Origin of the sequence: Rahnella sp. R3(2024) (assembly GCF_042920125.1) — a bacterium.
In the GTDB taxonomy this organism is placed as follows: domain Bacteria; phylum Pseudomonadota; class Gammaproteobacteria; order Enterobacterales; family Enterobacteriaceae; genus Rahnella; species Rahnella rivi.
The window spans coordinates 4161931-4186809 of record NZ_JBHGBU010000001.1; the positions used below are offsets into that span (position 1 = coordinate 4161931).

Annotated in this window: 23 protein-coding genes and 1 tRNA gene; 10 read left to right on the forward strand and 14 right to left on the reverse strand. The window is 53.0% G+C overall.

Annotated elements, in window-relative coordinates; translation table 11 throughout:
• Positions 1-17 precede the first annotated feature (17 nt).
• The 3 genes from ABSH60_RS19025 to ABSH60_RS19035 form a co-directional block, all read right to left on the reverse strand.
• Positions 18-93, reverse strand: a tRNA-Asn gene (locus ABSH60_RS19025).
• Positions 94-236: 143 nt separating this feature from the next.
• Positions 237-1013 (reverse strand): DgsA anti-repressor MtfA, encoded by a 777-nt coding sequence (mtfA, locus tag ABSH60_RS19030; RefSeq protein WP_056780536.1) that lies wholly within the window; start codon positions 1011-1013, stop codon positions 237-239.
• Positions 1014-1184: 171 nt separating this feature from the next.
• On the reverse strand, positions 1185-2720 hold the full coding sequence (locus ABSH60_RS19035; protein ID WP_260307176.1) for an EAL domain-containing protein: 1536 nt from the start codon (positions 2718-2720) through the stop codon (positions 1185-1187).
• A gap of 226 nt (positions 2721-2946) precedes the next feature.
• Here ABSH60_RS19035 and ABSH60_RS19040 point away from each other — a divergent pair, with 226 nt between their 5' ends.
• The gene (locus ABSH60_RS19040; RefSeq protein WP_056780532.1) at positions 2947-3960 is read left to right on the forward strand and encodes an alpha/beta fold hydrolase; all 1014 of its coding nucleotides are present in this window, start codon (positions 2947-2949) and stop codon (positions 3958-3960) included.
• Between the two features lie 86 nt (positions 3961-4046).
• On the opposite strand, the gene ABSH60_RS19045 is transcribed toward ABSH60_RS19040, so the two are convergent.
• Positions 4047-4553, reverse strand: a complete 507-nt coding sequence (locus ABSH60_RS19045) for a phenolic acid decarboxylase (RefSeq protein ID WP_122095459.1) — start codon at positions 4551-4553, stop codon at positions 4047-4049.
• 160 nt (positions 4554-4713) lie between these two features.
• Here ABSH60_RS19045 and ABSH60_RS19050 point away from each other — a divergent pair, with 160 nt between their 5' ends.
• Positions 4714-5160, forward strand: coding sequence for a LysR family transcriptional regulator (locus tag ABSH60_RS19050; protein WP_390975291.1), 447 nt, complete (start codon positions 4714-4716; stop codon positions 5158-5160).
• A gap of 27 nt (positions 5161-5187) precedes the next feature.
• The gene (locus ABSH60_RS19055; RefSeq protein WP_390975822.1) at positions 5188-5610 is read left to right on the forward strand and encodes a LysR substrate-binding domain-containing protein; all 423 of its coding nucleotides are present in this window, start codon (positions 5188-5190) and stop codon (positions 5608-5610) included.
• Positions 5611-5634: 24 nt separating this feature from the next.
• On the opposite strand, the gene ABSH60_RS19060 is transcribed toward ABSH60_RS19055, so the two are convergent.
• Positions 5635-7263, reverse strand: coding sequence for a phosphoethanolamine--lipid A transferase (locus ABSH60_RS19060; protein ID WP_390975293.1), 1629 nt, complete (start codon positions 7261-7263; stop codon positions 5635-5637).
• A gap of 383 nt (positions 7264-7646) precedes the next feature.
• Between ABSH60_RS19060 and lpxA the strand changes: the two genes are divergently transcribed.
• Positions 7647-8435, forward strand: coding sequence for an acyl-ACP--UDP-N-acetylglucosamine O-acyltransferase (lpxA, locus tag ABSH60_RS19065; RefSeq protein ID WP_390975295.1), 789 nt, complete (start codon positions 7647-7649; stop codon positions 8433-8435).
• 21 nt (positions 8436-8456) lie between these two features.
• Here lpxA and ABSH60_RS19070 read toward each other — a convergent pair whose 3' ends face one another.
• The 4 genes from ABSH60_RS19070 to ABSH60_RS19085 all read right to left on the reverse strand — a co-directional run bounded on the left by ABSH60_RS19070 (position 8457) and on the right by ABSH60_RS19085 (position 12130).
• A complete protein-coding gene (locus ABSH60_RS19070) occupies positions 8457-9470 on the reverse strand; it encodes a DUF2891 family protein (RefSeq protein WP_390975297.1) in 1014 nt (337 codons plus the stop codon).
• Between the two features lie 12 nt (positions 9471-9482).
• Positions 9483-10430, reverse strand: coding sequence for a 5-oxoproline transporter, DUF979 family subunit (locus ABSH60_RS19075; protein ID WP_390975824.1), 948 nt, complete (start codon positions 10428-10430; stop codon positions 9483-9485).
• On the reverse strand, positions 10430-11119 hold the full coding sequence (locus tag ABSH60_RS19080; protein WP_056780508.1) for a DUF969 domain-containing protein: 690 nt from the start codon (positions 11117-11119) through the stop codon (positions 10430-10432). The genes ABSH60_RS19075 and ABSH60_RS19080 overlap by 1 nt, the downstream gene beginning before the upstream one ends.
• Positions 11120-11470: 351 nt before the next feature.
• Positions 11471-12130 carry an epoxyqueuosine reductase QueH gene (locus ABSH60_RS19085; protein ID WP_056780504.1) on the reverse strand — a complete coding sequence of 220 codons (660 nt, stop codon included), beginning with the start codon at positions 12128-12130 and terminating at the stop codon, positions 11471-11473.
• 186 nt (positions 12131-12316) lie between these two features.
• Here ABSH60_RS19085 and ABSH60_RS19090 point away from each other — a divergent pair, with 186 nt between their 5' ends.
• The 6 genes from ABSH60_RS19090 to dsrB all read left to right on the forward strand — a co-directional run bounded on the left by ABSH60_RS19090 (position 12317) and on the right by dsrB (position 17245).
• Positions 12317-13327, forward strand: coding sequence for an AI-2E family transporter (locus ABSH60_RS19090; RefSeq protein WP_056780501.1), 1011 nt, complete (start codon positions 12317-12319; stop codon positions 13325-13327).
• Positions 13328-13542: 215 nt separating this feature from the next.
• On the forward strand, positions 13543-14601 hold the full coding sequence (locus tag ABSH60_RS19095) for an alcohol dehydrogenase catalytic domain-containing protein (RefSeq protein WP_390975300.1): 1059 nt from the start codon (positions 13543-13545) through the stop codon (positions 14599-14601).
• A gap of 166 nt (positions 14602-14767) precedes the next feature.
• Positions 14768-15112: a hypothetical protein gene (locus tag ABSH60_RS19100; RefSeq protein WP_056780492.1), complete on the forward strand. Its 345-nt coding sequence runs from the start codon at positions 14768-14770 to the stop codon at positions 15110-15112.
• Positions 15113-15358: 246 nt separating this feature from the next.
• Positions 15359-16147, forward strand: a complete 789-nt coding sequence (locus ABSH60_RS19105; protein WP_390975302.1) for an ion transporter — start codon at positions 15359-15361, stop codon at positions 16145-16147.
• A gap of 298 nt (positions 16148-16445) precedes the next feature.
• A complete protein-coding gene (gene cspE / locus ABSH60_RS19110; protein WP_013575246.1) occupies positions 16446-16655 on the forward strand; it encodes a transcription antiterminator/RNA stability regulator CspE in 210 nt (69 codons plus the stop codon).
• 392 nt (positions 16656-17047) lie between these two features.
• The gene (dsrB, locus tag ABSH60_RS19115) at positions 17048-17245 is read left to right on the forward strand and encodes a protein DsrB (protein ID WP_056780486.1); all 198 of its coding nucleotides are present in this window, start codon (positions 17048-17050) and stop codon (positions 17243-17245) included.
• A gap of 85 nt (positions 17246-17330) precedes the next feature.
• On the opposite strand, the gene ABSH60_RS19120 is transcribed toward dsrB, so the two are convergent.
• From ABSH60_RS19120 to ABSH60_RS19140, 5 genes are all read right to left on the reverse strand, one after another.
• Complete coding sequence (locus tag ABSH60_RS19120; protein WP_390975305.1) at positions 17331-19028, reverse strand: methyl-accepting chemotaxis protein; 1698 nt, start codon at positions 19026-19028, stop codon at positions 17331-17333.
• Positions 19029-19267: 239 nt separating this feature from the next.
• On the reverse strand, positions 19268-19882 hold the full coding sequence (gene rcsA / locus ABSH60_RS19125) for a transcriptional regulator RcsA (protein WP_183846810.1): 615 nt from the start codon (positions 19880-19882) through the stop codon (positions 19268-19270).
• A gap of 388 nt (positions 19883-20270) precedes the next feature.
• Complete coding sequence (locus ABSH60_RS19130; protein ID WP_217204104.1) at positions 20271-21461, reverse strand: glycoside hydrolase family 88 protein; 1191 nt, start codon at positions 21459-21461, stop codon at positions 20271-20273.
• Positions 21462-21492: 31 nt separating this feature from the next.
• Positions 21493-22779 (reverse strand): oligosaccharide MFS transporter, encoded by a 1287-nt coding sequence (locus ABSH60_RS19135; RefSeq protein WP_217204105.1) that lies wholly within the window; start codon positions 22777-22779, stop codon positions 21493-21495.
• A gap of 42 nt (positions 22780-22821) precedes the next feature.
• On the reverse strand, positions 22822-24660 hold the full coding sequence (locus tag ABSH60_RS19140) for a DUF2264 domain-containing protein (protein WP_390975308.1): 1839 nt from the start codon (positions 24658-24660) through the stop codon (positions 22822-22824).
• Between the last annotated feature and the right edge of the window lie 219 nt (positions 24661-24879).

Below are 24879 nucleotides of genomic sequence, written 5' to 3' on the forward strand. Positions count from 1 at the left end.
AGCGGGCTTTTCTAATTTGGCTCCTCTGACTGGACTCGAACCAGTGACATACGGATTAACAGTCCGCCGTTCTACCGACTGAACTACAGAGGAATCGTTTGAACGGGGCGGATAATATCCAGAGGGCGCCGGGGTGTCAACGCTAAATTCAATAATAGCCGCTGACTGCTCAGCATCTAATCAATACGGCTGAAAATCATCATCAGCGCCATCAAAATATGGGGTCAGCCGTCAGATTAACAATCACAGCGTTGTCCGCGACGTTGCCGTGCCAGCGGGTCTTGCTGATAAAAACGGGTGAAATGGCCGTAAACCAGCGGAAAACGGTCAGACAGCAATTCTGGCGCACTAAAGAAATATTCAGAAAGTACGGCGAAACACTCGGCGGCGTCGGTCGCCGCGTAGGCGTCCATGCTGGCAGCCTCTTCGCCTACGGTGTCGATTTCATCCTGCAGATTTTGCATGGCGGCCTGCAAATCATGCTCCCAGGCAACCACGTCGCGCAGCGGAATGGGCGGAATGCCGCTGACTTCGCCGCCGTTACGCATATCCAGTTTGTGCGCGGCTTCGTGGATGATCAGATTAAAGCCAGAATTGTCGAAGGAGTCTTCAATGTCCTGCCAGTTGAGGACGATCGGCCCCTGATCCCAGCTTTGTCCGGCGTGGATTTGCGTTCCGGCGTGGATCAGGCCGTTCTCGTCCTGCCAGGGGGTATCGACCACAAAAGGAGAGGGATAGAGCAGGATCTCATGAAATCCGTCGAGCCAGGATGCGCCCAGCTCCATGACCGGCAGTGCAAACAGCAGAGCGATGCGCGCCTGCATTTGTTCGGTGAGCACAATGCCCTGCAAGGGCACCAGCCGTTTTTGTTGCAGCAGCTGGCTGGCGATGCGTATCAGACGTTGTTGCTCTTCGTCATTGAGAGAGGACAACAGCGGAATGTTCAGGGCGTCGTTCCACGCGTCCGATCTCTCAATTTTCAGCTCATTTGCTTTCCACGGCCACTTAATCATCATTTTGCTCGCAAAGTGATCACTTGATTTATCAGTGCCAGCTAAGCCGAAGTCACTCCAAAACAAGTAACTTCAACAAGTTAGCGTCGGACTGCACAGATTCTGAGAGGATGTTACACATCCGCTCATTTTAAGCAAAATGCGGGATCCTCTTATAAGACATAGCTCACGTTATTCTTTAAGCCATTTTTCGATGAAAGTATTTGGCGCAAGCGGCTTGCTGAAAAAATAGCCTTGCAGGAATTCGAGCTGATACGGCGTCAGGTAATCGACCTGTGCCTGTGTTTCGACACCTTCGGCCACGATAATCAGGCGCAGACGTTTTGCCAGATCGATGACGTTATCGACGATGTGCCCGGCCAGTGCGTCGGTGCCGATTCGGCCAATGAAACTCTGGTCGATTTTTAGGATATCGATGTGGAAATTTTGCAGATACGCCAAGCTGGAGTGACCGGTGCCAAAGTCATCCATGGCAATCAGGACGCCCATCCGGCGCAGCGAGCTGAATAAACTGTGGGTGATGTCCGTTTGTTCGATCAGTTCGCGCTCGGTGAGTTCCAGCACCAGATGCACAGGGTTTTCTTTAAAGGCGTCGATGAACGCTTTGCAGTCTTCCACCAGCGTCAGATCTTTAAAGTGACTGGCGCAGATGTTAAACCCGAAATGGAAGCCTTTCGGCAACTGCGCGGCCATCGGACCAAACTGATCGCGCACCTGCGCCATCATTGAACGGGTCATCGGCACAATTAATCCGCTTTCTTCGGCAAGCGGAATGAACTGGTAGGGCGGGATCAGCCCGGAATGCGGATGCTGCCAGCGCATAAGCACTTCGCAGCCGGTGATTTTATGATCCGTGCCATCCACCACCGGTTGCAGCCAGGGAATAAACTGTTTTTTCTCCAGCGCCGTTTTCAGTGCGGTGACCGGCGTGCCAAAACGGCCGAGCAGCCCGTAAGTCATGAACGCCACAAATAAGCCGACCAGCGGAAAGAGCACCAGACTGGCGGTGGCGTAATCAAAGATGTAACGCCAGTGATCGCTGCCGCTGATCACCAGGCGCATCTCATAAGGGTAACGCTGAGACGCCAGCGCCATTCTTTCGCCTTTCGGCCAGCCCAGATCACGATGAATTTTGCCCTGATTATCCATCCACTGATCGCCAACCTTCAGAACGAGAAATTTTTGCTGGCTGAGTAAACGAAGAATGTTGTGCAGGAAATAGCCGTCAACGCCGACCAGAACGCCCTGGCCGTTCACGTCGTGACGATAGGCGATCAGCGGATGATTTGGCGTTACGGCATTGCCGCTCATCAGCATCAGTTGTCCGCCAGCGTAGTGGCCTTGGGAAACGAAATCGATCTTCTCACCAAACAGGGAGGTGCAATAAATGGTGTCGCCGGTATAGAGATTGACGGTGCGCACATTCGGCACTTTCGCCACCTGCCAGCGCAGAGCCTGAATCGTCTCCTCGGTACAAGGGGCGCCGATCAGATAGTTGACGGTATCGGCGGCGACGGCGGCATTGTCGAGGGTCATATCCACCATGTAGACCGATTGCGCCAGACTGGCGGCGTGATCTTTACGCAATCCCTGTGAGGTCTGCCATGAAATCGCCAGCGTGCCCAGCGCGGCGACCAGCAGAAATGCCAGCACCGACAGACAGAGTCGGAATCGCGGCCGGTATAGCCAATGTACGGATAAGGCCAAAGGAGTGTCCACCTTAGGAATTTGTGAAGGCTTACTGTTCTTAATATAACGCATAATCAGCGAAATCTGCTGCAAACCTCGGGTAATAATGAGGGAAATCAATCTCCCACCTGCCCGATGCTCATGCTGAAAAGTCAGTTCGTGCGGTTTCAGTTTTATTGAGGGCCTAAAATTTGTAGCATAAGCGTTTACGCCGCCTGTCAGAAAAAGACATCAGGACGAACACATGCCTTCCCGCTTTTCCATACTTCTCTGCGCTGCTGTTATCTCTCTTTCCGTCAGCGGTGCTGCGCTGGCCGCCGATGCTCCAAGCTACGGGCCACAATTACAGGGGTTCGATTACCCGTTTCCGCTCAAACAGTTCTCACTGAATTCGCAGGGCGCGCCGCTGCAGATGGGCTATCTGGATGTGTCGCCGGCAGGCCACAAAAACGGACAGACCGTGGTGCTGATGCATGGAAAAAATTTCTGCGCCGCCACCTGGGGCGGGACGATTTCGGCACTGGCGGCAAAAGGCTATCGCGTGATTGCGCCTGATCAGGTGGGGTTCTGCTCTTCCACCAAACCCGGACATTATCAGTACAGTTTTCAGCAACTGGCGATCAACACGCATGAGTTACTCAAAAGCCTGAAGATCAGCAAAGCGGTGATCGTCGGGCACTCTACCGGCGGAATGTTAGCCACGCGTTACAGCCTGATGTTCGCGCCGGAAGTGTCGAAACTGGTGCTGGTCAATCCCATCGGGCTTGAGGACTGGAAAGCGAAAGGAGTGCCATACCGCACCGTGGATCAATGGTATGACCGCGAGCTGAAAACGTCGGCAGAGAGCATCAAGCAATACGAGCTGAAAACGTATTACGTAAACAAATGGAAACCGGAATATGACCGCTGGGTGGATATGCTTGCCGGTCTGAACAACGGGCCGGGGCATAAGCTGGTGGCATGGAATTCGGCCCTGATTTACGACATGATTTTCACGCAACCGGTGTTCTACGAATTTAAGAATTTACGTGTCCCCACCACGCTGATGATCGGCACGTCTGATACCACGGCCATTGGCAGCGACATCGCCCCGGCGGCAGTGAAAGCCAAAATTGGCAACTATAAAGTGCTCGGTAAACAGGCCGCGAAGCTCATCCCCCATGCCCGGCTTATCGAATTCAAAGGATTGGGGCACGCGCCGCAAATGGAAGAACCGGAAAAATTTAATGCCGCTCTGCTGAAGACCCTGGCGAACTGAAGCCGCAAGCATCATAAAAAAAACCGCAGCCTGCGTCAGGGCTGCGGTTTTTTATGGGTTTTCGTTACGACATTCTACATCGGCGATTAACGCAGATTGTCCGGGAAGTTAGCCGGTAACTCGCTGGCTGCGCAGTCGATCACGGTGTCATTGTTCGCGCCGCAGTCACGGACAAAAGTGATGGTCGCGAATTCATCAATCACTTCGGTCGGATAGGCCGGACCGGCATCGCGGTAAGCATTCATCAGCGGAATATGATCGTTCTGGAAGCAGACGGTTTTTTCCGGATTGTTCATGACCCAGCGCGGGAAGAAGATGGTGCCGTGGAACACGTTATCGCCAAGATTCACAATCAGGCTGACGTCGGTACCGGTAGGCTCGGTCCACGAAATTTTGTAAACCTCTGACGCCACACGCACGATGTAAGCTTTCTGGTCTTTCACCCAACGGTTACCCACCAGGCCACTGTGAATACGGTAATCCAGCGTCTGTGCGTTTTTCACATAGATTTCATAGTTCCAGCCGTTATCGTAGGTATAAACCACATGTTTACCAACGAAGCCGCTCAGGTCATTTTTATCAAAGTTACTCATGGTGAATCTCCTTAGGTTTTCTGGATGAAACGTGTGTTTCGTTTCGATGAAAGAATCATACCCCTCATAAATGTGATAAAAAAACGCTGATTTTCGATAAAAACAATCGGTTTATTAGATGTATTATGCGGTGACAAACTTCACTGCACAGGAGACAGATATGGCGCTGCCGAGAACCACACTTGAACAATGGGTTGTGTTGCAAACGGTGATTGAGCAGGGAAGTTTTGCGCAGGCGGCCACGGTGCTGAACCGCAGTCAGTCATCGGTCAGTTATGCGTTGAGCGGATTGCAGGAGCGGCTCGGGCTGCCGCTGCTGGAAATTACCGGGCGCAAAGCCGCGCTCACCGAACAAGGGCGAGCCTTACTGGCGCAGGCGGCGCCGCTGATCTCCTCTTTCCTGCAACTGGAGCATCGCGCGGCAGGCTTGCGCGGCGGGGTGCGCACGGAGCTGAGTCTGGTGGTGGACAGCGTGTTTCCTAAGAACCTTTTGTTCCGTGCGTTGAAACGCTTTCAGCAACAGTTTCCCGATACCCAGGTGCATCTGACGGAAATTCTGCGGGGTGAAAGTCCCGGCCAATTAAATGAACGATCAGCGGATTTGTAACTCACCACGCTGGCGCCGGAAAATGCGATACACGGCCGGTTCCTTCTCGATGTGGATTTCGTGCCGGTGGCGAAAAGCGATCATCCGCTGTTACAACTGCCGGTGCCACTTTCCGCTGAAGATCTGGCGCGCTTTCCGTTAATTACGGTGGCTGACCGTCGCTCGCCGCGAAGCGACAGCCGCCCAGCAGGTCAGGCGGCGAACTGGACGTTCACCACGGTGGAAGCGGCGATGGAGGCGATATCAGTGGGCGTGGGTTACGGCTGGCTGCCGCTGGGAAGTGTTGGTCCGGCGCTGGAAAGCGGTGTGTTGAGCAGGCTGACGCTGTCGGCCCGTACGGTGCGGCAAACGGCGTTGTATATGGTGATGGATAAAGAATCACAAAACTTTGACCAGACGGTGCATGCCCTGTCGCAAAGCATTCTGGCGGCGTGTGGCCTGCTGCCCTGAAACGCCGGGCAGCAGGTGTTCAGATTAGGTTTTTTTGCAGGCCGCGAGGAGGTCAAGCTGCGGATCCCGTGCGCTGGTCTGAACGTTCATGGCACTGAGCACGGTGTGGAACAGATTATCCTGCGACACATCGTCCTTCGCGGCATGAGCTTGCAGGCATGACACATCAATACCCTGCGCTCTGGAATAGCCGTCAGATAACCAGAACAGCATAGGCACATGCGTCTGCTCGGCGGGCGCGACGCTGTACGGCGTGCCGTGCAGGTACAGACCATTTTCACCCAGGGATTCGCCGTGGTCGGACAGATAAATCACCGCCACATTGTACTGATCCTGATATTGCTTCGCCTTTTCAATGACCTGTGACACCACATAGTCGGTGTAGTGCAGGGTATTGTCGTAGGTATTGACCAGCTGCTCCTGCGTGCAGTTTTCAATGTCACTGCGCGGGCAGTCTGGCATAAATTTACGGAATTCCGGCGGATAGCGTCTGGAGTAGGTCGGGCCGTGGCTGCCGATCAAATGCAGGCCGATCAGCGTATTCCTGCCATCCGGTTTGATGTCCTCATCGATATTTTGCAGCAACGCCATGTCGTAACAGGTGTCGCCATCGCAATATTTACCGTCTTTTTGAGTATTGAGTGTGACGTTAGGCACGCGGTCACAAACGCCTTTACAGCCTTCGTCATTGTCTTTCCAGAACACGGAGACGCCCGCTTTATGCAGAATATCCAGCAACCCTTCGCTGTTGCGCGCCCGGTTGGCGTCATAGCGGGTACGTTTCATGTCCGAGAACATGCAGGGCACCGAAATCGCCGTGGCCGTACCGCAGGAGGTCATGTGCGCAAAGAAGATCACATCAGGCATGGCCTGAGTGTATTGATTGGTCGGCTTCGCATACCCGTTAAAAGACTGATTCTGCGCACGGGCGGTTTCGCCGATCACCAGAAACACCAGGTTGGGTTTCTCGCCAGGTGTCTGCACCAGTCTGGCGTCGTTTCCGAGGGTTTCAAACGGCATTTTTGGCGTGAAGTAACGGTGATTCATGTACTGGAAGGCGCTGTAGAGGTAATTGGTCGGCACGATTTCCAGATTCAGGGTGCGGTTGTTACGGCCAACGGAGGCGTAATCTTTGTAGAACACCCCGGCGATGGAGGCAACGATCGCCAGTGACACCAACATCGACACCAGACGCACGCCCAGACGACGTAAACGCGTCTGATCATAGCTGACGGGCGTGAAGAACAGCACTATCGCCGGTAATACGCCGGTAAACACAAACCACAGCACCACTTGCAGATTCAGATACGAAGATGCTTCGGCAGACTGCGTCTCCAGAATGTTTTCGATCATCCCCCGGTCAAAGACCACCTGATAGGTCATCATGGCAAAACTGGCGAGGGCGCTCACCGGCAGTATGATGATGAAGAAAGGTTTAAGTAACGGGCGGAAGCTGAACGGCGTGAACACAAAGTTCAGCGCAAAGAAAAGTGCCACGGGGATGGTTAGTGCGAACGCCAGGCTGTAGGCAGGCAGCGCATGAAGAATGCGGTAAAAGTGTAACAAGATTGGCAGGTTAACGATAAATGTAAAATATAAGCTGAGCAGCAAAGTCAGCCAGAAGTAGCTGATCTTCGGAAATAAATGGCGCAATGAAAACTCCCAAAAAACTGAAGGATGCAGGCGTTAACGGACTGAAACCATAACGCACATAAATGAATTGTCGTGAATCATAATATTGCTAGCTTAAGAAAGCCTTAATAGAAGTGTCACAAAGGGTTCACAGCTCACATTTTTCAGAAAGGTTCAGAAAATAAATAAAATATAGTTGGCAGGGTTTAGCCCCCGGAACCCTTATGCTGGGCGGCATAGCAGGGGAATTGCGCAAAAAGCCATCAGCCTGTTTATACCTTTCTGAGTGCGACTTCCGACTCATTTTGATCTTCCCGCTGATTAATCCTCCCAGGTTTAATTTAACACTGACGATTTTGCGTCCGGCCTCTGCATGCGGAGCGATTGTCAGAAGGATTTATGCGTTGATTTCATCTTCGGCCACAATTGCGGCCAGCAGTATCATCGAACCGGGTGTTGTTATCGGCCCGCACGTTGTTGTCGGCCCTTTCTGTTTTATCTCCACGGGTGTGCGGATAGGCGAAGGGTCAGTCATTGCCTCACATGTCGTCATTAACGGCGATACGTCTATCGGTCGTGAGAACCGAATCGGGATGGGATCGTCCATCGGCGAAGTCAGCCAGGATTTGAAATACAACGGCGAAGCGGCGAGCCTCGACATCGGCGACGGCAACGAGATTGGCCGTCACTCGACGCTGCACCGGGGCACAGAGCAGGGCGGCGGTGTCACGCGCATTGGCGATCAGAATATTTTTCAGGCGGGTGTGCATATCGGGCACGACTGTCAGGTGGGCAATCACACGTCAATGGGCGATCACAGCGGGCTGGCCGGTCACGTCATGCTGGGAGATTATTCGCAACTCGGCGCATTGTGTGCGGTGCATCAGTTTTGCATCGTCGGCACCGGCTCGCTGCTGCTGGACAACACCTGCGTGGTGCAGGACGTTCCGCCGTTTGTTGTGGCGAGTGGTAACCGCGCAGTCCCGCGCGGCATCAACGAACGCGCGCTGGCGTTTACCCGCGCGAATGCCGTTGAGCGGAAGGTGATCCGCCATCTGTACGATCTTTTATATCATCAGCAGGTGGCGGCAGACGTGGTGAAGCTTGAGATTGAACGGCTCAGCGCGGAGCACCCGATACTGTGCCAGTTCAATGATTTCTTTACCCGCTCGACGCGCGGAATTATCCGCTAACCGGCGGGATGTAAAGGCCGTTCAGGCTTCCAGCGCCAGCAGGGCAAAGGTAGCCAGCCAGTGTTCGCCCATGTAATCGCTGTCGAGATTATCCAGTGCGCTGTGCAAATGCTCTTCCGCCGTGTGGCGTAAAAGGGCTGCGCGCGCGTCGCCTGCCGGTAACGCCGACGCCAAAGTTCGCTGGCACCAGGCGCGGCTGAGGTTCAGACCGTCCAGATGCCCGATCTTGCCGTCACTGCGATCCGTGACCGTGGCGGGCGTGAACAGCGTGGCGGGCTGACGTTGCGCCAGTTCCGGCAGAAAACGGTCGAACCAGAGAATAAATTCCTCCCCCGGCAGTACGCGGCGCATTAGCTCCGCTTCCATCAGCGATGGCGACAAAAATTCATCACCACCCGGTTCCCATGCCTGACAATGCACATCATCCTGATGCCAGCGCCGCGCCGTTTCTTCAATTAACGCGCACAGCGGGCCATGCTTAACGCTTCGGGCATAGTCCAGCGTCAGAGCCAGCGCGAAGGCCGTATTGAAATGGCTGCCGACGCGCAGCGGATAGGTCGCTTTCGGCAGAAACGCCGTAAAACTCTCTTCGAAAAAGCGGGCCATCGGCGCCAGATTTTTTGCCCATTCAGCGGCCTGTGGCAACGCCATTTCCTGCAACTGCTGCGTCAGCGCCAGAAACCATGCCCAGCCATAAGGACGTTCAAAACCGGCATGTTGTGGCTGTTGCAGATAAGCCATTTCGCCCGCCACGTTTTCCGCGGTGAAATGCTGCCCGACCACGGTTATGATTTTCTCCGCTTCCGGCAGTTCAGGATAAGTGTTCAGCAAGCGCAGCAACAGCCAGTAGCCGTGAACGCAGGAGTGCCAGTCGTAGCTGCCATAAAAAATCGGGTGAAGCTGGCGCGGGGTGCGGGCGTCCTGCGCGCTGCTCATCGCGTGCATCAGTTTATTGGGAAACTCACGCGTTAAATGATTGAGCGCAAGTGAGGCAAAACGGGACGCCATCGCTGGCGTCATCTGCGTTGTGGTCATCGTCTTTCCTTATCAGAAGCGGAACACAAAGAAATACATAAAGGCGGTGTTGACCAGCAACAGCAGCACGCCGGTTTTCCACTGTGCCTTGATCACGCCATTTTTATCCTGCAATTCAAGCAAGGCGGCCGGAACGATGTTGAAGTTTGCCGCCATCGGCGTCATCAGTGTTCCGCAGAAACCACACAGCATACCGATGGCGCCCATGATGGCCGGGTTGCCGCCAAGCTGATTGACGATAAGCGGCAGGCCGATGCCCGCCGTCATCACCGGGAACGCGGCAAAACCGTTGCCCATGATCATGGTAAACAGTGCCATCCCGAAGGTGTAGGCCACCACAATCGCCAGCGGTGAACCCAGAGGGATAATATTTTTCACCAGGTCTGCCACCACGCCGCCGACGCCTGCCATCGCAAACAACGCGCCCAGCGCCGCCAGCATCTGCGGCAAAATAGCCGCCCAGCCCACGGTGTCCATCGTCTGCCCGCCGGCTTTTATGGCCTTGAGTGGCGAATCGCGCAACATCACCAGCGCGGCGACAAAAGCCACCAGCGTGCCGATCACCAGAGAAATCAACGTGACGTTTTTGGCTTCCACCAGCGGAGTGTATTTCAGCGTCAGGGTGCCGATCAGCGTCACAATCGGGATCAGCAGGGCAGGAATAAACAGTTTGCTGCCAAAACGTCGGGCACCGGCTTCACGCTGTTCCACGCGTTCAGGCTGGTCGTTATCCGTTTTGCCTTTACCCAGTTTGCCGCTGCCGGCAATCACCGCCAGCAGAATCGCCAGACAGCCGGTGACAAAATGCGGCAACTCGCCGCCAAACAGAAAAGTGACGCCGTAAACGCCCCAGAACAGCGCATTCACATAGCGACGTGCATTACTTTTGTCGCGCAGATTGAAGAGCGCGAAGGCGCAGAACATCAGGCCCGCGAGAATATAAACTGACTGTAGGTTGATCATTTCGCGGTGCTCCCGTGGTGGCCGTCAAAACGTTTAGCCAGCGAGCGGTCAAGCAGCCACAAACGGATAAAGTGAATAATCAGTGCGGCAATCGCGGTCGGGATCGCCCAGACAGACAGGTGCAGGGGCTCGACGTCGATTCCGTACTGATCCAGAAAACCTTTGATCAGCAGAATCGATTGCACGGCGATAAAAATGTCCTCGCCGAAAAAGACCGCCACGTTATCTGCCGCAGCAGAATGGGCACGGATTTTCTGACGCACGTCGTTAGGTAAATCACCGTATTTGGTGGTGGCGGCGGCTTCGGCCATCGGTGCGATCAGCGGACGAACCATCTGCGCGTGTCCGCCCAGCGAGTTCAGCCCCAGCGCTGCCGTCATCTGGCGCAGGAAGAAATAGAGCATCAGGATGCGGCCGGTGGTCGCCACATGAATTTTGGAAATCAGGTGTTTCGCCTGCTCTTTCAGCCCGTTACGCTCAAGCAGCGCAATCACCGGCAAGGTCAGCCAGATAAGGCCCATATAGCGGTTATCGGTAAACGCCTTTCCGAAAGCGCTGATGATTTCCACGGTTTGCATGCCGCCGGCCAGTCCGGTAGAGATCCCGGCGATGGTAACGACCAGTAACGGATTAAACCGCAGTGCAAAACCCAGCACGACGATCGGAATACCTATTAGCACCCACATATAACTTCCCCTGTAATGATAAATACGATGTTGTGTTTTTTGTTTTACGTGCCAGTCTGCCTGCGCAATACACACGAAATAACCGTGGGTTATTTCTTATAGCGATTACGCATAAATAAAACTGAGAGGCGGAAAGTAACAAGCGATTTAACGGAACGCAAGATGCAAACCGGCGGCCATCATAGGAAATGAGTCTGGCTGTTTGAAACTTTGTTATCGAACAAAATAGTGAACTGGCAGAAGCTTTATACGCAGGGGATCAGAAGGTTGTCAGCGGGAATGATCAGCATAATTAACCCGGCACAGAGCCGGGATTAATGATAAAGGCGTATCAATACGCGGTGTGGCAGATTATTCGTCGTCCTCATCCCCGTAATATTTCACCCCAAGTTTGATCAGATCACGGCCCTGAGATTTACGGTGCAAATTACTGTCGCGCAGCGAATAGACGCAACCGCAATATTCCTGCTGATAAAAGCGTTCGCGTTTGCTGATCTCCACCATGCGCGCTGCGCCGCCTTTCTTACGCCAGTTGTAGTCCCAGTAGACCATGCCGGGATAAGGCGCGGCAGCGCGATCGCCGCAGCCATTAATTTGCTGCATATCTTTCCAGCGCGAAATGCCCAGTGAACTGGAAATAGCACTGAAACCATGTTCCCAGGCATAGAGTGCCGTGCGTTCAAAACGCATATCGAAACACATGGTGCAGCGGATCCCACGCTCAGGTTCATTTTCCATTCCTCTGGCGCGTTCAAACCAATTATCGGTGTCGTAATCGGCGTCAATTAACGGGATGCCGTGTTGTTCGGCAAAACGTATATTTTCTTCTTTGCGCAGCAAATATTCTTTCTGCGGATGAATATTCGGATTGTAGAAGAATATCGTGTAGTCGATGCCGGACGCCTGAATAGCCTCCATCACTTCTCCCGAACAGGGCGCACAGCAGGAGTGCAATAAAAGACGGTCATGCCCTTCAGGCAGGGAAAGTTTCTCACGAATTAATTCAGACATCCTGTTCACCTTTATTTCAGAATAACTTTAACGATTGTTCTGAGGGGGATGATAGAAGACCTCGCTGTCGTGTCAAAATTTTCTTAACTGTTTCTGAACACACATCATGGCGTTACAGGGTTAGATGCTATGATAGAGGCAACATTGAGGGCCAGGCCCGGGACACGTTTTTTAAGGATGCAGGCAATGCAAATTATGAGATCGAATCACATTCGCTGGCTCAGTTTGTTGATTGTGATGGGCGGGTTGTTGTTGATTCTTCCTCTTCATTTACTGGCGTGCTTTATCGCCGGTTTTGTGGTGTACGAACTGGTCAATGCGCTGACACCGCATTTTCAGAAAATCCTCAGCGGCGAACGTGCGCGCTGGGTGGTGGTGGCTTTTATCAGCACCGTGGTGGTGAGTTGCCTGATTCTGTTTGTCGCGGCTATCGCAGACTTCCTGATGGAGGACATGAAAAACCCGGTGGCGTTTAACGCCATGGTGTCACGATTGCTGACAGACGCGCAAAGCCGTTTGTCGCCGGTGCTGTTGCACTATCTTCCGGCCAATATCGAAGAGTTACAGCGTACTTTCCTGCAATGGCTGCGTGAGCACATTGTCATGATCCAGACGTTCGGTAAAAACGCCGCGCACGTTTTTGTCACCATGCTGATTGGTATGATCCTCGGGGCGATTATCTCTCTCCAACGCCATACCCGTGGCGAGCACCATGCTCCGCTGAAACAGGAATTGCTGGATCGCGTGAGCCTGCTCAGTGCTGCTTTTCGTAATGTGGTGTTTGCGCAGTTCCAGATTTCACTGATCAACACGGTGCTCTCGGGCATTTTCCTGTTTGGTATTTTGCCGCTGTTTGGCATTCACCTGCCGCTGGCAAAAACGCTGGTTGCGCTGACTTTCGTGTGCGGCCTGCTGCCGGTGGTGGGGAATCTGATTTCAAACACCCTGATTTTCATTGTAGGTTTGTCGCTGTCCTTGTGGGTGGGGGCGCTGGTGCTGGGGTATCTGATCATCATTCACAAGGTGGAATACTTCCTGAATGCGCGCATTGTAGGTAACCGCATCAAGGCCAAATCCTGGGAAGTTTTGCTGGCGATGGTGGTGTTTGAAGCCGCATTTGGTATACCGGGCGTGGTCGCCGCACCTATCTATTACGCTTATCTGAAAAGCGAACTCAAAGACGCCGGTCTTATCTAAACCTTTCTGCATTCCTTCTCAAAAGTGACGCTGCGTTGTGCGGCGTCACTGTCTGGCTATCGGATTACCCTGATTTAAAACTCCTGAAAAAAACAGATTCAGGCAAGTAATGGCGAGGATCGTTATATTTGTTTGTCTCCTTAACGCGTCATACTTTCCTGGTGCACTGCCTTTTGCCGTGCGCATGTATTCCGTTAGCCCTTCAGGAGAAATAAATGACTCTTAACGTTCGTGGTTTCGCTGCCCTTTCAGCGGATGCGCCTCTTGCGCCTCATAATTTTGTTCGCCGTGACCCGCGTGATACCGACGTTGTGATCGACATTCTGTATTGCGGCGTGTGCCACTCCGATATCCACCAGGCGCGCAATGAATGGCACCAGAGCATCTATCCGATGGTTCCGGGACACGAAATTATTGGCCGTGTGAAACAAGTCGGCGCGAAAGTCAGCGGCTTCAAAGTCGGTGATACTGTCGGTGTGGGTTGTATGGTCGATTCTTGTCAGCACTGTGAATCCTGCGCGGAGAGCCTGGAACAGTACTGTGAAGAAGGCGCGACCATGACCTATAACAGCTACGATCGTCATGACAACATGATGACCTACGGCGGTTATTCCGAACAAATCGTGGTGGCAGAGAAATTCGTGCTGCGCGTTTCTGAAAAACTGGACATCAAATCTGCTGCGCCGCTGCTGTGCGCCGGTATCACCACCTTCTCTCCGCTGAAACACTGGAAAGTCGGTAAAGGCCATAAAGTCGCGGTTGTTGGCCTGGGCGGTTTGGGCCATATGGGCCTGAAATTTGCCAAAGCATTGGGCGCAGACGTTACGCTGTTCACTCGTTCTAAAGGCAAAGAGCAGGAAGCTTACCGTTTAGGCGCCGATCACGTGGTGCTGTCGACGGATGAAGAGCAAATGGCGGCGGTGAAAAGCCACTTCGACTTCATTCTCGATACTGTGCCAAACCAGCACGATCTGAACCCGTACCTGGATACCCTGAAACGCGATGGTACCCACATCCTGGTCGGCCTGATCGAACCTATCGACCCGGCGCTGCACAGCGGCAAACTGGTGATGGGGCGTAAAACCGTTGCAGGTTCCCTGATCGGCGGGATCGCAGAAACTCAGGAAATGCTGGATTTCTGTGCTGAACACGACATTACCTCTGACGTCGAGATGATCGACATGCAGGACATCAACGGTGCTTACGATCGTATGCTGAAAAGCGACGTGAAATACCGCTTTGTTGTCGATATGGCTTCACTGAAAAACGCGTAACCCGCTGATTTCGGTTAAATAGCGACCTGATGCGTCTGCCGGAGAGTGAAGAAATTCACACCGGCAGGCGCATTGTGACGAAATTTACGCTTTCCTTCTTACGGTGGCTTCTCGGCTTGTGACGGCAGTGGTATCCTGCTGCCTTTCGCCGGGCGAAGGAAAAACAGTGGCTAAGAGTTTTGATGAACTCATCAGAGATATGGACCTGATGATTGAACATGTGGACAGACTGAAAAGCCTGCCTCCACGGGCTGCAGAGCCAAGTTCAGCGGCGGCTGAGAAACCGGCATACGATTCTTTCGGCGAGATCTTTGCGCTTAAAGCCGTGATGCGTGCCTTTATCTCTTCCGTCGATACGATTGTAAAAGTGCAGATTGCGAAGAAAGTTGAGCAGGATATTGGCCATCTGGAAAACACGGTGCGCTCTATCGGCGGTGGCAGTGCGAACGCTGAAGACGTCGCGCAAATCACCGCTTACGTCCGTAATGCCGTTTCTGAACTGATGGAATAGCGGTACGCTGCTTCCTGGCAATACACGAAAACTGTCAGCTAATAAACGCCGGTCACCTCAGTGAGCGGCGTTTTTTTTGGTCGCAAGGGTGAGCCAGACGGTAGGCGTACAGGCGATAAGGGGATATTCTTCGCGTATGTTTGATGGCTGGCGCTTGTTATGACTCAGGATTATCGCTTTTTCGCGGCAACGCGACGCAGATGTTTTGCGCTTTTGTTTGAGCACCGAACCCGCAGCGGTCACCGGATGGAAATCTTTTGGATCACCGCGTCCTTACTGAGCGTGGTGGTGCTGTTTTTCGAATCCAGCGCGACCGATCTGTTTCCCAATACGCCGAATGTTCTCTGGCGCTTCGGTTTAATCGAACTCGGATTCACGGCGCTGTTCAGCGTGGAGTACGTGCTGCGCATCGTGTGCTCGCCGCGCAAAATGCATTATCCGGTCAGTTTCTTCGGCATTATCGATCTGTGCACCGTGTTGCCGATGTATATCGTCTGGATGATGCCGTCGCTGGCCGGATCTGCCGATCTGGTGGTGGTGGTGCGATTGCTTCGCGTATTGCGCGTCCTGCGCGTGCTAAAACTCCTGCGCTATATGAATGATGCCGGGATGTTGTGGCGCAGCCTGATGCGCGCGCGCCGCAAGCTGAGCATCTTCTTTGGCTTCGTGGCCATCATCCTGTGTCTTTTCGGCGGACTGATGTTTGCGGTGGAAGAGGGCAAGGATGGATTTACGTCGCTTGGCGCATCGGTGTATTGGGCCGTTGTGACGCTGACAACCGTCGGGTACGGCGATATCACTCCGCATACCGCGCTCGGCAGAATGCTGGCATCGGTGCTGATTCTTTTAGGCTATTCAATCATTGCGGTGCCAACCGGAATTCTGACTGCTTATATGTCACAAGAGCTGGAAAAGGGGCGGGCGGCACGTTCTTGTCAGAATTGTCTGCATTCTGGACATGAATCTGATGCAAAATTTTGTGCACATTGCGGTGCGGTTCTGGAAGCGCAGAGATCACAAGCTGTTGATAAATAGACCTATAATTGTTCAATGATTGTACTGACTGGTTCATAAAAAGACTATTTTTGGGGTTTCCCCTGACATTGCGTTAAAAAGAGTTGCTATTAAATGGCAGTCATGAGTAAATACGTCTCGGCCTGTGGTACAGACCTATTTATGCACGACATCCTGAGTAAAGTTGTTCCAATTTAAAGCGTTATCCATGATAACCCTGCTCTGACGAATTTCCTTCTTAGTGCCTCCATAAGTAACGACTGAAATCCGGCTATAACATGCCCATGGTGGCGAAATTTATTTTTAAAAGGTAATTCTTATGTCAATGATGAAAGGTCAGGTTAAGTGGTTTAACGAGTCTAAAGGCTTTGGCTTCATCACTCCTGCTGACGGCAGCAAAGATGTGTTCGTACACTTCTCCGCTATCCAGGATCAAGGTTTCAAGACCCTGGCTGAAGGCCAGAACGTACAGTTCACTATCGAGAACGGTGCTAAAGGTCCGTCTGCGGCTAACGTTACCGCTATCTAATCTTACTTTACCGCTGTTACAGCGATAAACGTACAGATGACAAAAACCCGCATGCGCGGGTTTTTTTACGTCTGTCGTTTGTGAAATACCCCTTTGTCATTTTGCGAGCGCCTGTTGTTTAACGGCGGTATCTGGCAAAAAGACAAAAAAAAGCCCGCATAGTGGCGGGCAAAAATATTTCTTATGACATTCATTACGTACTCCCTCGGGGGTGAGCACGCAGGCAGTATAAAAGAAATATCTGTCAGGATTCTGGCGCTGAAATGTTAAGAAATTGAAAATTAATCCCCCCGCGTTATCTTAGGGTTTTTGCCCTGCATTCACCTTGTCCCGTGCCTTTCTCTGCCAGTCTGTACTACAATGAATACAATTGAACACTATGGGGTAACCTGATGAAAGTTAATGATCTTGTCACAGTAAAAACCGATGGCGGGCCGCGTCGTGAAGGGAAAGTGCTTGCTGTAGAAGAGTTTTACGAAGGCGTTATGTATCTGGTTGCGCTGGAAGATTATCCGGCGGGGATCTGGTTCTTCAATGAAGGCGATACCAAAGACGGAACCTTCGTCGTGCCACGGGACAGCGAAGAGTAAAATATCGCAGGTAACATGAATCAATAAAAAACACCGGAGCCATCGCTGCCGGTGTTTTTGTTTTATACGCGGGTACGGTCAGAATTTAGAACGTTTCCCAGTTCGGCTCTGTGCCCGTGGTTTTGCCTGAACGCGGCGATGAACCCGGCAGGGCGCGTGCGGCGGGCTGAGTACGCCCTGCAGGGCGATGTGTACCGTCAATTTTGAAGACGGCAACCGCCTGGGTGAGGCGCGCGGCCTGTTCTTCCAGAGAGGCGGCAGCGGCTGAGGCTTCCTGCACCAGCGAGGCGTTCTGCTGAGTTACGCCGTCCATCTGAGAGACAGCCTGGCTGACCTGGCTGATGCCGCGACTCTGTTCATCGGAGGCGGAGGCGATTTCCCCCATGATGTCAGTCACATGGCTGACGGCGGTGACGATCTCAGACATCGTCGTCCCTGCATCGCCCACCAGAATGCTGCCTTCACCCACGTAGTCCACCGATTCTTCAATCAGTGATTCGATCTCTTTTGCCGCCTGTGCGCTGCGTTGGGCAAGATTACGCACTTCGCTGGCGACCACGGCAAATCCACGGCCTTGTTCACCCGCGCGGGCGGCTTCTACGGCGGCATTCAGCGCCAGAATATTGGTCTGGAAGGCGATGCTGTTGATCACGTTGGTGATTTCAGCAATTTTGGTCGAGCTGCGCGAAATATTTTCCATTGTGCTGACGACGTTGGCGACGATTTCTCCGCCTTTCTGCGCTTTATTCGAGGCAGCCGCTGCCAGTTTGCTGGCGTGATGGGCGTTTTCAGAGTTCTGTTTCACCGTCGCGGTGAGCTGTTCCATACTGGCGGCGGTTTCTTCCAGCGCTGCAGCCTGTTGCTCGGTGCGTGAGGAGAGGTCGGTATTGCCGGAAGCAATTTCCGTTGAACCCTGATAAATGGACACTGCGCCTTCGCGCACGGTCAGCACGGTGCTGGCCAGTGAATGCTGCATGTGGTCGACATTGCTGCTCAGCACGCCGATTTCGTTGCGGCCATTATTTTGTGCCGGCTGAGTCAGATCGCCTTCGGCGATTTTCTGAATGCGCACCACCAGACGGTTCAGCGGATTGATGATCACTTTACGCATCACCAGATAAGTGATGAACGTCAGCACCAGCGCCAGCAGGAATGCGCCGCCCATCAGGCCATAACCGAGCGTGGCATTTCGCTGCGCTTTATCGTTGATTTTATTGGCTGTTTCGGTGCGATAGGCGATTGCTGCCAGCAAAGGTGTGTTGTTAGCCTGATCCAGTTCGCGCACTGTTTCGGCTTCCTGAGAAATCACTTCCTCAAAATGCGCCTGCTTCGCAGAATCCATCATCGGCAGCATGCCCTGCGTCATGTAGGCGTTGTAGGATTTTTTCAGCGGCTCATCGAGCGCCAGATCGGTGGCATTTTTACCGGGGCGGTTGATGTAAGTATCAAAAGCCGTCTGCGACTGTTTAAGGCGGGTGGCGGCATCGCTGAGATTCTTATTAAAGACGTCCTGATCGCCAACGCGGGCTGCCGCTGCGGCCTGAATCAATAACAGGCGGGCAGTGCGCAGGTGGTTGGAGCTGTTCGACAGCGCCAGGCGTATTTGCAATTCCTGCGTGGCATTCGAAAGTGCCGCATTACTTTGTTTCAGGAAAAAGCTGGATGTGCCAATCGAAATGGCAAACAGGAACAGGATCCCCACCAGAATCTGGCTGATCAAGGTGATGAGTCGAATATTGCTGATAAAAGAGGTTCGGGTATTGATGTTTAAAGGAGTATCCATTTTATTCCGCTCTGTTAATCCTGTTCACCGGCAATTGAGGGTCGGTGAGTGACAGCGATGTAGGGTCTGCCTGCGGGCAAGTCCTGCCGTGGCGAAAACACGCCATATAAGGACATCGGCAATCCAGAGAGGAGATTGAGTTTATATTTGCGACGCGGATCTCATTTCAGAAGTTTGTGTAGCCTTCTACAGGCTATGCAATGACATAGCCTGTAGAAATAGTCCGTCATTAAAGAGAATTAGCTGACATAAATACCGTCAGTAAGCTGATCACATAAACGCACAACATGATAAATAATGTGTTTGTTCGGTGATTTTATTTTCCGCTTAATATTTCCTTTATATGACGACACTGTTTTGGTCTTAATTTTCAGCTTATCCGACATTTCATTTGTGCCGTCGCCTGACATCCACATTCTCAGCATGGCCGATTCAGACCTGCTGAGCATCACGGGGCGGATGTCCAGCAGGCCGCTGCTGGCCGGGTTTTTCGCCTGCGGCAGTCGCGGGTGATTCAGCAGTTGTTTCAGGGTTTCAGCCTTAATGGATTTCGAGGTGATAATCACGTTCTTGCGAACGAAAACGTACTCTTCAAAATGAATACGTGTGCTGGACATAAAAATAAAAAATAACGTGTCGGCATATTCAGTAATCAGCGCTCGCAGGCGGGATTTACTGTCCGCATTGGATTGCATGCAATCTTCATTAATAAACACCACGGACGGCTTCAGTTTGCGGCAACTCTGGTGTAACTGATCAAAGTGGCTGACATAACTGATGTCCTGTTCCTCGGCGAGAAATTGCTGCAATCCAATGCGGGTAAAACGGCAGGGATCCAAGATTATCGTTTGCATAGTGAGTCCTCACAGGACGTCCTTGTTCGGCATAATGATTGGATTAAAACAGATGAATCTTAAAAGCACGAAGAACGTGCTGACCCTATTTCTCGCATGAAAAAACCGCATATTCAAAGTTTTTTTTAGCGTTTAAAGAGAGTTACGAGATTATATTAATTTGGTTTATGTCAGCGTTTACTTTGTGACTGAACAAAGGGATCGTGAAATTAGGACTATTCTGAGCGGATGTAAGGACATAGCAGTAAAACTTATTGATGATGGCGTAATTATAACGACAGGAAATACTTAGCATTCACATCAAGAGCCGCAAAATGCTTCAAAACAATTCACGCATTGTAAACGGCAAGTTAACGGGACGCGATACAGAGTACCGCGTCCATAAAAGTTACCAATAGGATTGCCAGCACTGAGTCAGGCGTACCAGGGCCTCAACGTAAAAATAGTCGCCCCAGCTGCAACACTCATCCACCCCTTTACCACTCGCCATGTGGTAAACCGAATGTTTAAGCAAGCCGTCACAGTCTTCCTCTTCACGGACAAGATAATGGTCGGTCAGAGAGTCCATTATGCGCAGCGCCATTTCCTCATAACAGGCGCGCTTGTCATCGGTGGCGGGCAGGGTGTTAACCAGGCTCAGCAGACCGCACACGGCAATCGCTGCCGCCGAACTGTCGCGGGGTTCCGTGGTCCCCAGCAGCGCCAGATCCCAGTGGCAGACATCATCCTGTGGCAGACGGTTGAGAAAATAATGTGCCAGACGCCGGGAAAGCTCGACCTGATCCTCGTCTCCGGTGTAGTGGTAACTCAGCAGGAAGCCGTAAATCCCCCATGCCTGGCCGCGCGACCAACATGAATCGTCGGCATAGCCCTGATGGGTGTTTCCAAACCGCGGCTCACCGGTCTGCGTGTCCATATAAAATGTGTGATAGGTCGAGGCATCGGGGCGAACAATGTATTTCGCGGCCTGCTCTGCATGGGCGCGCGCAGCCTGTGCAAAGCGCGGCTCACCGGTTTGCTCACTGGCCCAGTAAAGCAGCGGCAGATTCATATTGCAGTCGATGATCATGCGTCCGGCCTGTTCCGGATCCTGCAAATCGCCCCAGGCCTGAATGATTTTCGCTTTCGAATTAAAACGCTCCATCAGGGCTTCGGCGGCCAGCAGCGCGATGCCGCGGGCCTGGCGGTTGCCGGTCAGTTTCCAGGCACTGACGCAGGACAGGCTGTAAAGAAAACCAAGATCGTGCGTGGCGGTATCAATGCGGTTAACGATGCGATTGCCAAATGAGGTGACCTGTTTCTCTGCCGCATGACGGTAGCGATCGTCACCGGTCATTTCCCACGCCAGCCACAGCTGGCCGGTCCAGAAGCTGGTGGTCCATTCCACATTTTCAGTCAGCGGGTAATGCCCGTTCTGACAGGTTTCTGCCGGAAACTTATCGCCAAACTTTTCCACGTTGCGGGAAATTTTGCTCAGCACCGTCTGGCGCGCCCGCTGCATTTTTTCTGCAAACGCAATCCTGTCTAACTGATTCAGTTCAACCGGCAATAAATTCTCTTTCGCGATATTCATCGTCATATCTTCTCCCTTTTTCAATTAATTCATTCACTCAGCGTTTCGCCGGGGTCAGTTCTGCCGGGGTTTCCAGCGGTTTATCGGTGGAGGGGGTACCTGACCGGATGCTCTGACAGGCGGATAACGTAAAGGCTGAAACCAGCGTAAAGAACAGCGCAATACTGCCCATGATCAGATAGGTGTGTTCGAAGCCGATGCGTTCATAGAGATAGCCAGCCGGCGGGGCGATAACGATCGAACCGACGTAAATCATGGCCTGATAACCCAGCAGATACATGGTGGCGTTAACGCGTTTGCTGAAATGCTCGGCGATATATTTGAAGACCGAAATCAGCAGCAATGAGATTTCCAGCCCGTAGAACGGCTTGATGATGGAGATCAGCAGCGGATCGTGAGTCAGCCCGGAGGCTATCAGGCGGATCCCCACCACTACGCCGACCAACAGCAGGCTTTTCTTGGCACCGAAATAATTCACCAGGAACGGGATCACCATCATCATCAGGAATTCGAACCCGGACTGCACGGTGCTCAGGTAGCCATACCAGGCGTTGCCTTGCTCTTTGGTGGTAAAAAAGGTGACGAAATAGCGCGAGAACTGCTGCTCGGCGACAAACATCATCCAGGCGACACCGGCCACATAGAGCGAAAACATCCAGAATTTGCGGTTTTTCAGCAACAGGATCACATCGCTGAACACGATTTTTTGCTGCGCGATCACGTCGTTGTTTTTCAGCTCTTCATTGCCAATTTTCAGTGAAAGTAAAACGCACAGCATGACCAGCGACGTGGCACTGCTCAGGCCGAAATTCCAGGCAGGAGACAGATTAAACAACAGGCCGGAGAACGAGGCGGCCAGCGCCCAGCCGAGCGAGCCCCACATACGGACCTGCCCGAACTCCATGTGATACAGGCGGCTGAAGCGATCGGCATAAGATTCTGACGCAGCGACACCGGCATACCAGCCGAGGCTGAGGTACAGCGCGCCGACAATAATGCCGATCATCATGTGGCTTTCCAGCAGCGGCTGGTACACGAAGATGAAGAAGGGAGCCATCAGCGCCGACACCAGCACGACAAAATAGAGCAGGGATTTGCTCATGCCGATCTTGTCCATGATGTAGCCATAAACCGGCTTCATCACCACCGCAAAAACGCCGTTAATGGCGAAAACGGTACCGATGCTCATACTGTCCAGCCCGGCCTTTTGCCCCAGCCACAGGGCGTAAAGCCCGAAGCTGGAAGACCAGGTGAAGAAGTACAGGAATATAAAGCTACTCATTTTATAGTAAGCCGATTTACTGGCTGTTTTTATGGCTTTCATGGTGACTCCTCAAGCGTGAACTGCCGGGATTTACTGTGAAATTCAGGCCAGAGAAATCTGCCCGCTGCGTCCCTGATACTGCCAGTGCAACTGGTTGCCCTCGCGGATGATTTCCGGTGCTGCAAGGTCGCCGGTGTCGCTGCCGGTGCCGGCGCAGACCGCGCTGATGAGCCAGTGCGAACCGGCGGGGTAACTGGCTTTAAGCACGGGGATCACCGCCGTTTCGGCGAACATAATGCTGCTGTTCGGCGGAGTCACGACCGTCGTGGCCTCGCGCTCGCTCCCGCCGTTCAGGCTGACTATCCGGCTGATGCCGTTGCATGCCGTCACCGCCATTGCGTGCTGATTGGGGGTGATTTGTGACCGGGTCGCCGGATCCTGAATCACCGCAAATCCGCCCTCGGCGGTGTCCAGCGGACGCTGGTTTTTCAGATGATGAATGCGCAAATGCCAGTCACCACACGGGATAAGCCAGGTGCGCACTTCCACGTCGTGCCAGGGCAGCCAGCGCGAATAAATCGCATCCTCGGTGATGCGGGTTTCAGCGCAGTCCCGGCGTCCGCGAAAATATCCGTCGCCTTCGGCCAGCATCAGCATGGAGTCACAACCGGCGTGATTCAGCCCGTAGCGTCCGCGATCCAGCGTGAAACCAAACTGGCTGGAATAGGCGAATTTGGTGTATTTGGCTTCGGTGTTGACGAAGTTATTCAGCTCCAGCTGGCCGGACGTGAGCATCACAACGTGCTGACCTTGCGCGTCGCGCATCAGGATCTGACTGGCGTGAGGAATACAGTGCGTGCGCGGCAGTACCGGCAGTGGCGCTTCATCCGCCAGCCAGAACGCATCATCCTGCGGCAACGCCAGGATCAGAAAAATTTTGCACGCCCAGTAAGGCGAGCCCGGCGCGTTGTAGTCTTCGGCCATCACCAGATTGGGTGTGTGATACCCGATGCTGAGCAGGCCGTCGCGGTCGAAAATGGGCTGTTTCAGCCAGTGACGCAGATGGCGCAGGATCACGCCTTTGACGATGCCCGGCGTAAACACATCCAGTTTGCTGTACGCTGCGGCGCTCCAGAAAGCGGCTTCGGCAAAGCGGTAGGTCAGGCTGCGGCCAAACGGCACAGCGGCACCGTCGGCGGAGAAAAGAGTGATGAAATCCTGCGCAAATACCCCGGCGCGCTGGCGCAGTAAGGCCGCGCGCGAAGGATCCACATCCGCCATGTTTTGAGCGTACAGCAGGCCGTAATAGTGGAACGCCATTGAGATGTAGTAATCGCGCGGACGTCCGGGGCCGTCGGAGTACCAGCCATCGCCGAGATAATAGGCTTCCATCAGCTCAAAACGGGCGGCCACCGCGTCCTGGCTCCACGGCAGACCGGCCTGTTTAAAGCCCATCTGCACCATGATCGGAAAGAAATTCCAGTTGTTGTTGGGAATGACTGCGTCACGTCCCTGATTCAGCCAGTCGGCCAGATGTTGCTGTTCCTGCGCCGTAAAATGCTGCAACAGACGTTTATCCAGCAGCGCCAGCCCGACGCCAAACGCAGCCATTTCCACGCAGCGCTGATCGAAATCGCGCAGGGTGCCCCAACACTGCGGATGTTGCGGGTCGGTGCCGAAACGGATCGCATCCAGATAGAAGGGCAGATCGGCGCATTCGCCACCCCCGGCCACCAGCGGAAAAATCCCCCACAACATGCGGGACAGCGCTTCCATTTTGGCAATCTCTTTACCGTAATGGGTGGTGGACTCTCCGAGGTCGATACCACTTTTGCCTTTTTCGGTATAAGGCGAGACGGCCGAGAGCAGGTCATTCAACAGATGTTGTACGTCTTCGCGATTACGCAGCGGATTTTGAGTATTCACTTTATTTTGCGTCATAAAAGCTCTCCCGGTGGTGTTAAAGGACCGGTAAATAAGGTTTTTATTATTTGAAATACTATTTCAATTCCTTGTGTCGCGATTGAAATATAGAGAAATGGAAAACGCTGATTGTTACGGGGTTCACAGATTCAGCTGAATTTTGAAATTGTGATAAAGAATTTCGCCTGAAAGCGGCTTAAATTATAAAAAATGGACTGAAAATTGTGATCTGCTGTT

Bases quoted from the DNA above. Each gene is read 5' to 3' on its own strand.
- dsrB (WP_056780486.1), top strand. From the start codon at position 17,048: ATGAAAGTTAATGATCTTGTCACAGTAAAAACCGATGGCGGGCCGCGT.
- ABSH60_RS19120 (WP_390975305.1), bottom strand. From the start codon at position 19,028: ATGGATACTCCTTTAAACATCAATACCCGAACCTCTTTTATCAGCAAT.
- ABSH60_RS19050 (WP_390975291.1), top strand. From the start codon at position 4,714: ATGGCGCTGCCGAGAACCACACTTGAACAATGGGTTGTGTTGCAAACG.
- ABSH60_RS19135 (WP_217204105.1), bottom strand. From the start codon at position 22,779: ATGAAAGCCATAAAAACAGCCAGTAAATCGGCTTACTATAAAATGAGT.
- ABSH60_RS19140 (WP_390975308.1), bottom strand. From the start codon at position 24,660: ATGACGCAAAATAAAGTGAATACTCAAAATCCGCTGCGTAATCGCGAA.
- ABSH60_RS19105 (WP_390975302.1), top strand. From the start codon at position 15,359: ATGGAAATCTTTTGGATCACCGCGTCCTTACTGAGCGTGGTGGTGCTG.
- ABSH60_RS19040 (WP_056780532.1), top strand. From the start codon at position 2,947: ATGCCTTCCCGCTTTTCCATACTTCTCTGCGCTGCTGTTATCTCTCTT.
- ABSH60_RS19045 (WP_122095459.1), bottom strand. From the start codon at position 4,553: ATGAGTAACTTTGATAAAAATGACCTGAGCGGCTTCGTTGGTAAACAT.
- rcsA (WP_183846810.1), bottom strand. From the start codon at position 19,882: ATGCAAACGATAATCTTGGATCCCTGCCGTTTTACCCGCATTGGATTG.
- mtfA (WP_056780536.1), bottom strand. From the start codon at position 1,013: ATGATTAAGTGGCCGTGGAAAGCAAATGAGCTGAAAATTGAGAGATCG.
- ABSH60_RS19090 (WP_056780501.1), top strand. From the start codon at position 12,317: ATGCAAATTATGAGATCGAATCACATTCGCTGGCTCAGTTTGTTGATT.
- ABSH60_RS19080 (WP_056780508.1), bottom strand. From the start codon at position 11,119: ATGTGGGTGCTAATAGGTATTCCGATCGTCGTGCTGGGTTTTGCACTG.
- ABSH60_RS19070 (WP_390975297.1), bottom strand. From the start codon at position 9,470: ATGACCACAACGCAGATGACGCCAGCGATGGCGTCCCGTTTTGCCTCA.
- ABSH60_RS19095 (WP_390975300.1), top strand. From the start codon at position 13,543: ATGACTCTTAACGTTCGTGGTTTCGCTGCCCTTTCAGCGGATGCGCCT.
- ABSH60_RS19085 (WP_056780504.1), bottom strand. From the start codon at position 12,130: ATGTCTGAATTAATTCGTGAGAAACTTTCCCTGCCTGAAGGGCATGAC.
- cspE (WP_013575246.1), top strand. From the start codon at position 16,446: ATGTCAATGATGAAAGGTCAGGTTAAGTGGTTTAACGAGTCTAAAGGC.
- ABSH60_RS19130 (WP_217204104.1), bottom strand. From the start codon at position 21,461: ATGACGATGAATATCGCGAAAGAGAATTTATTGCCGGTTGAACTGAAT.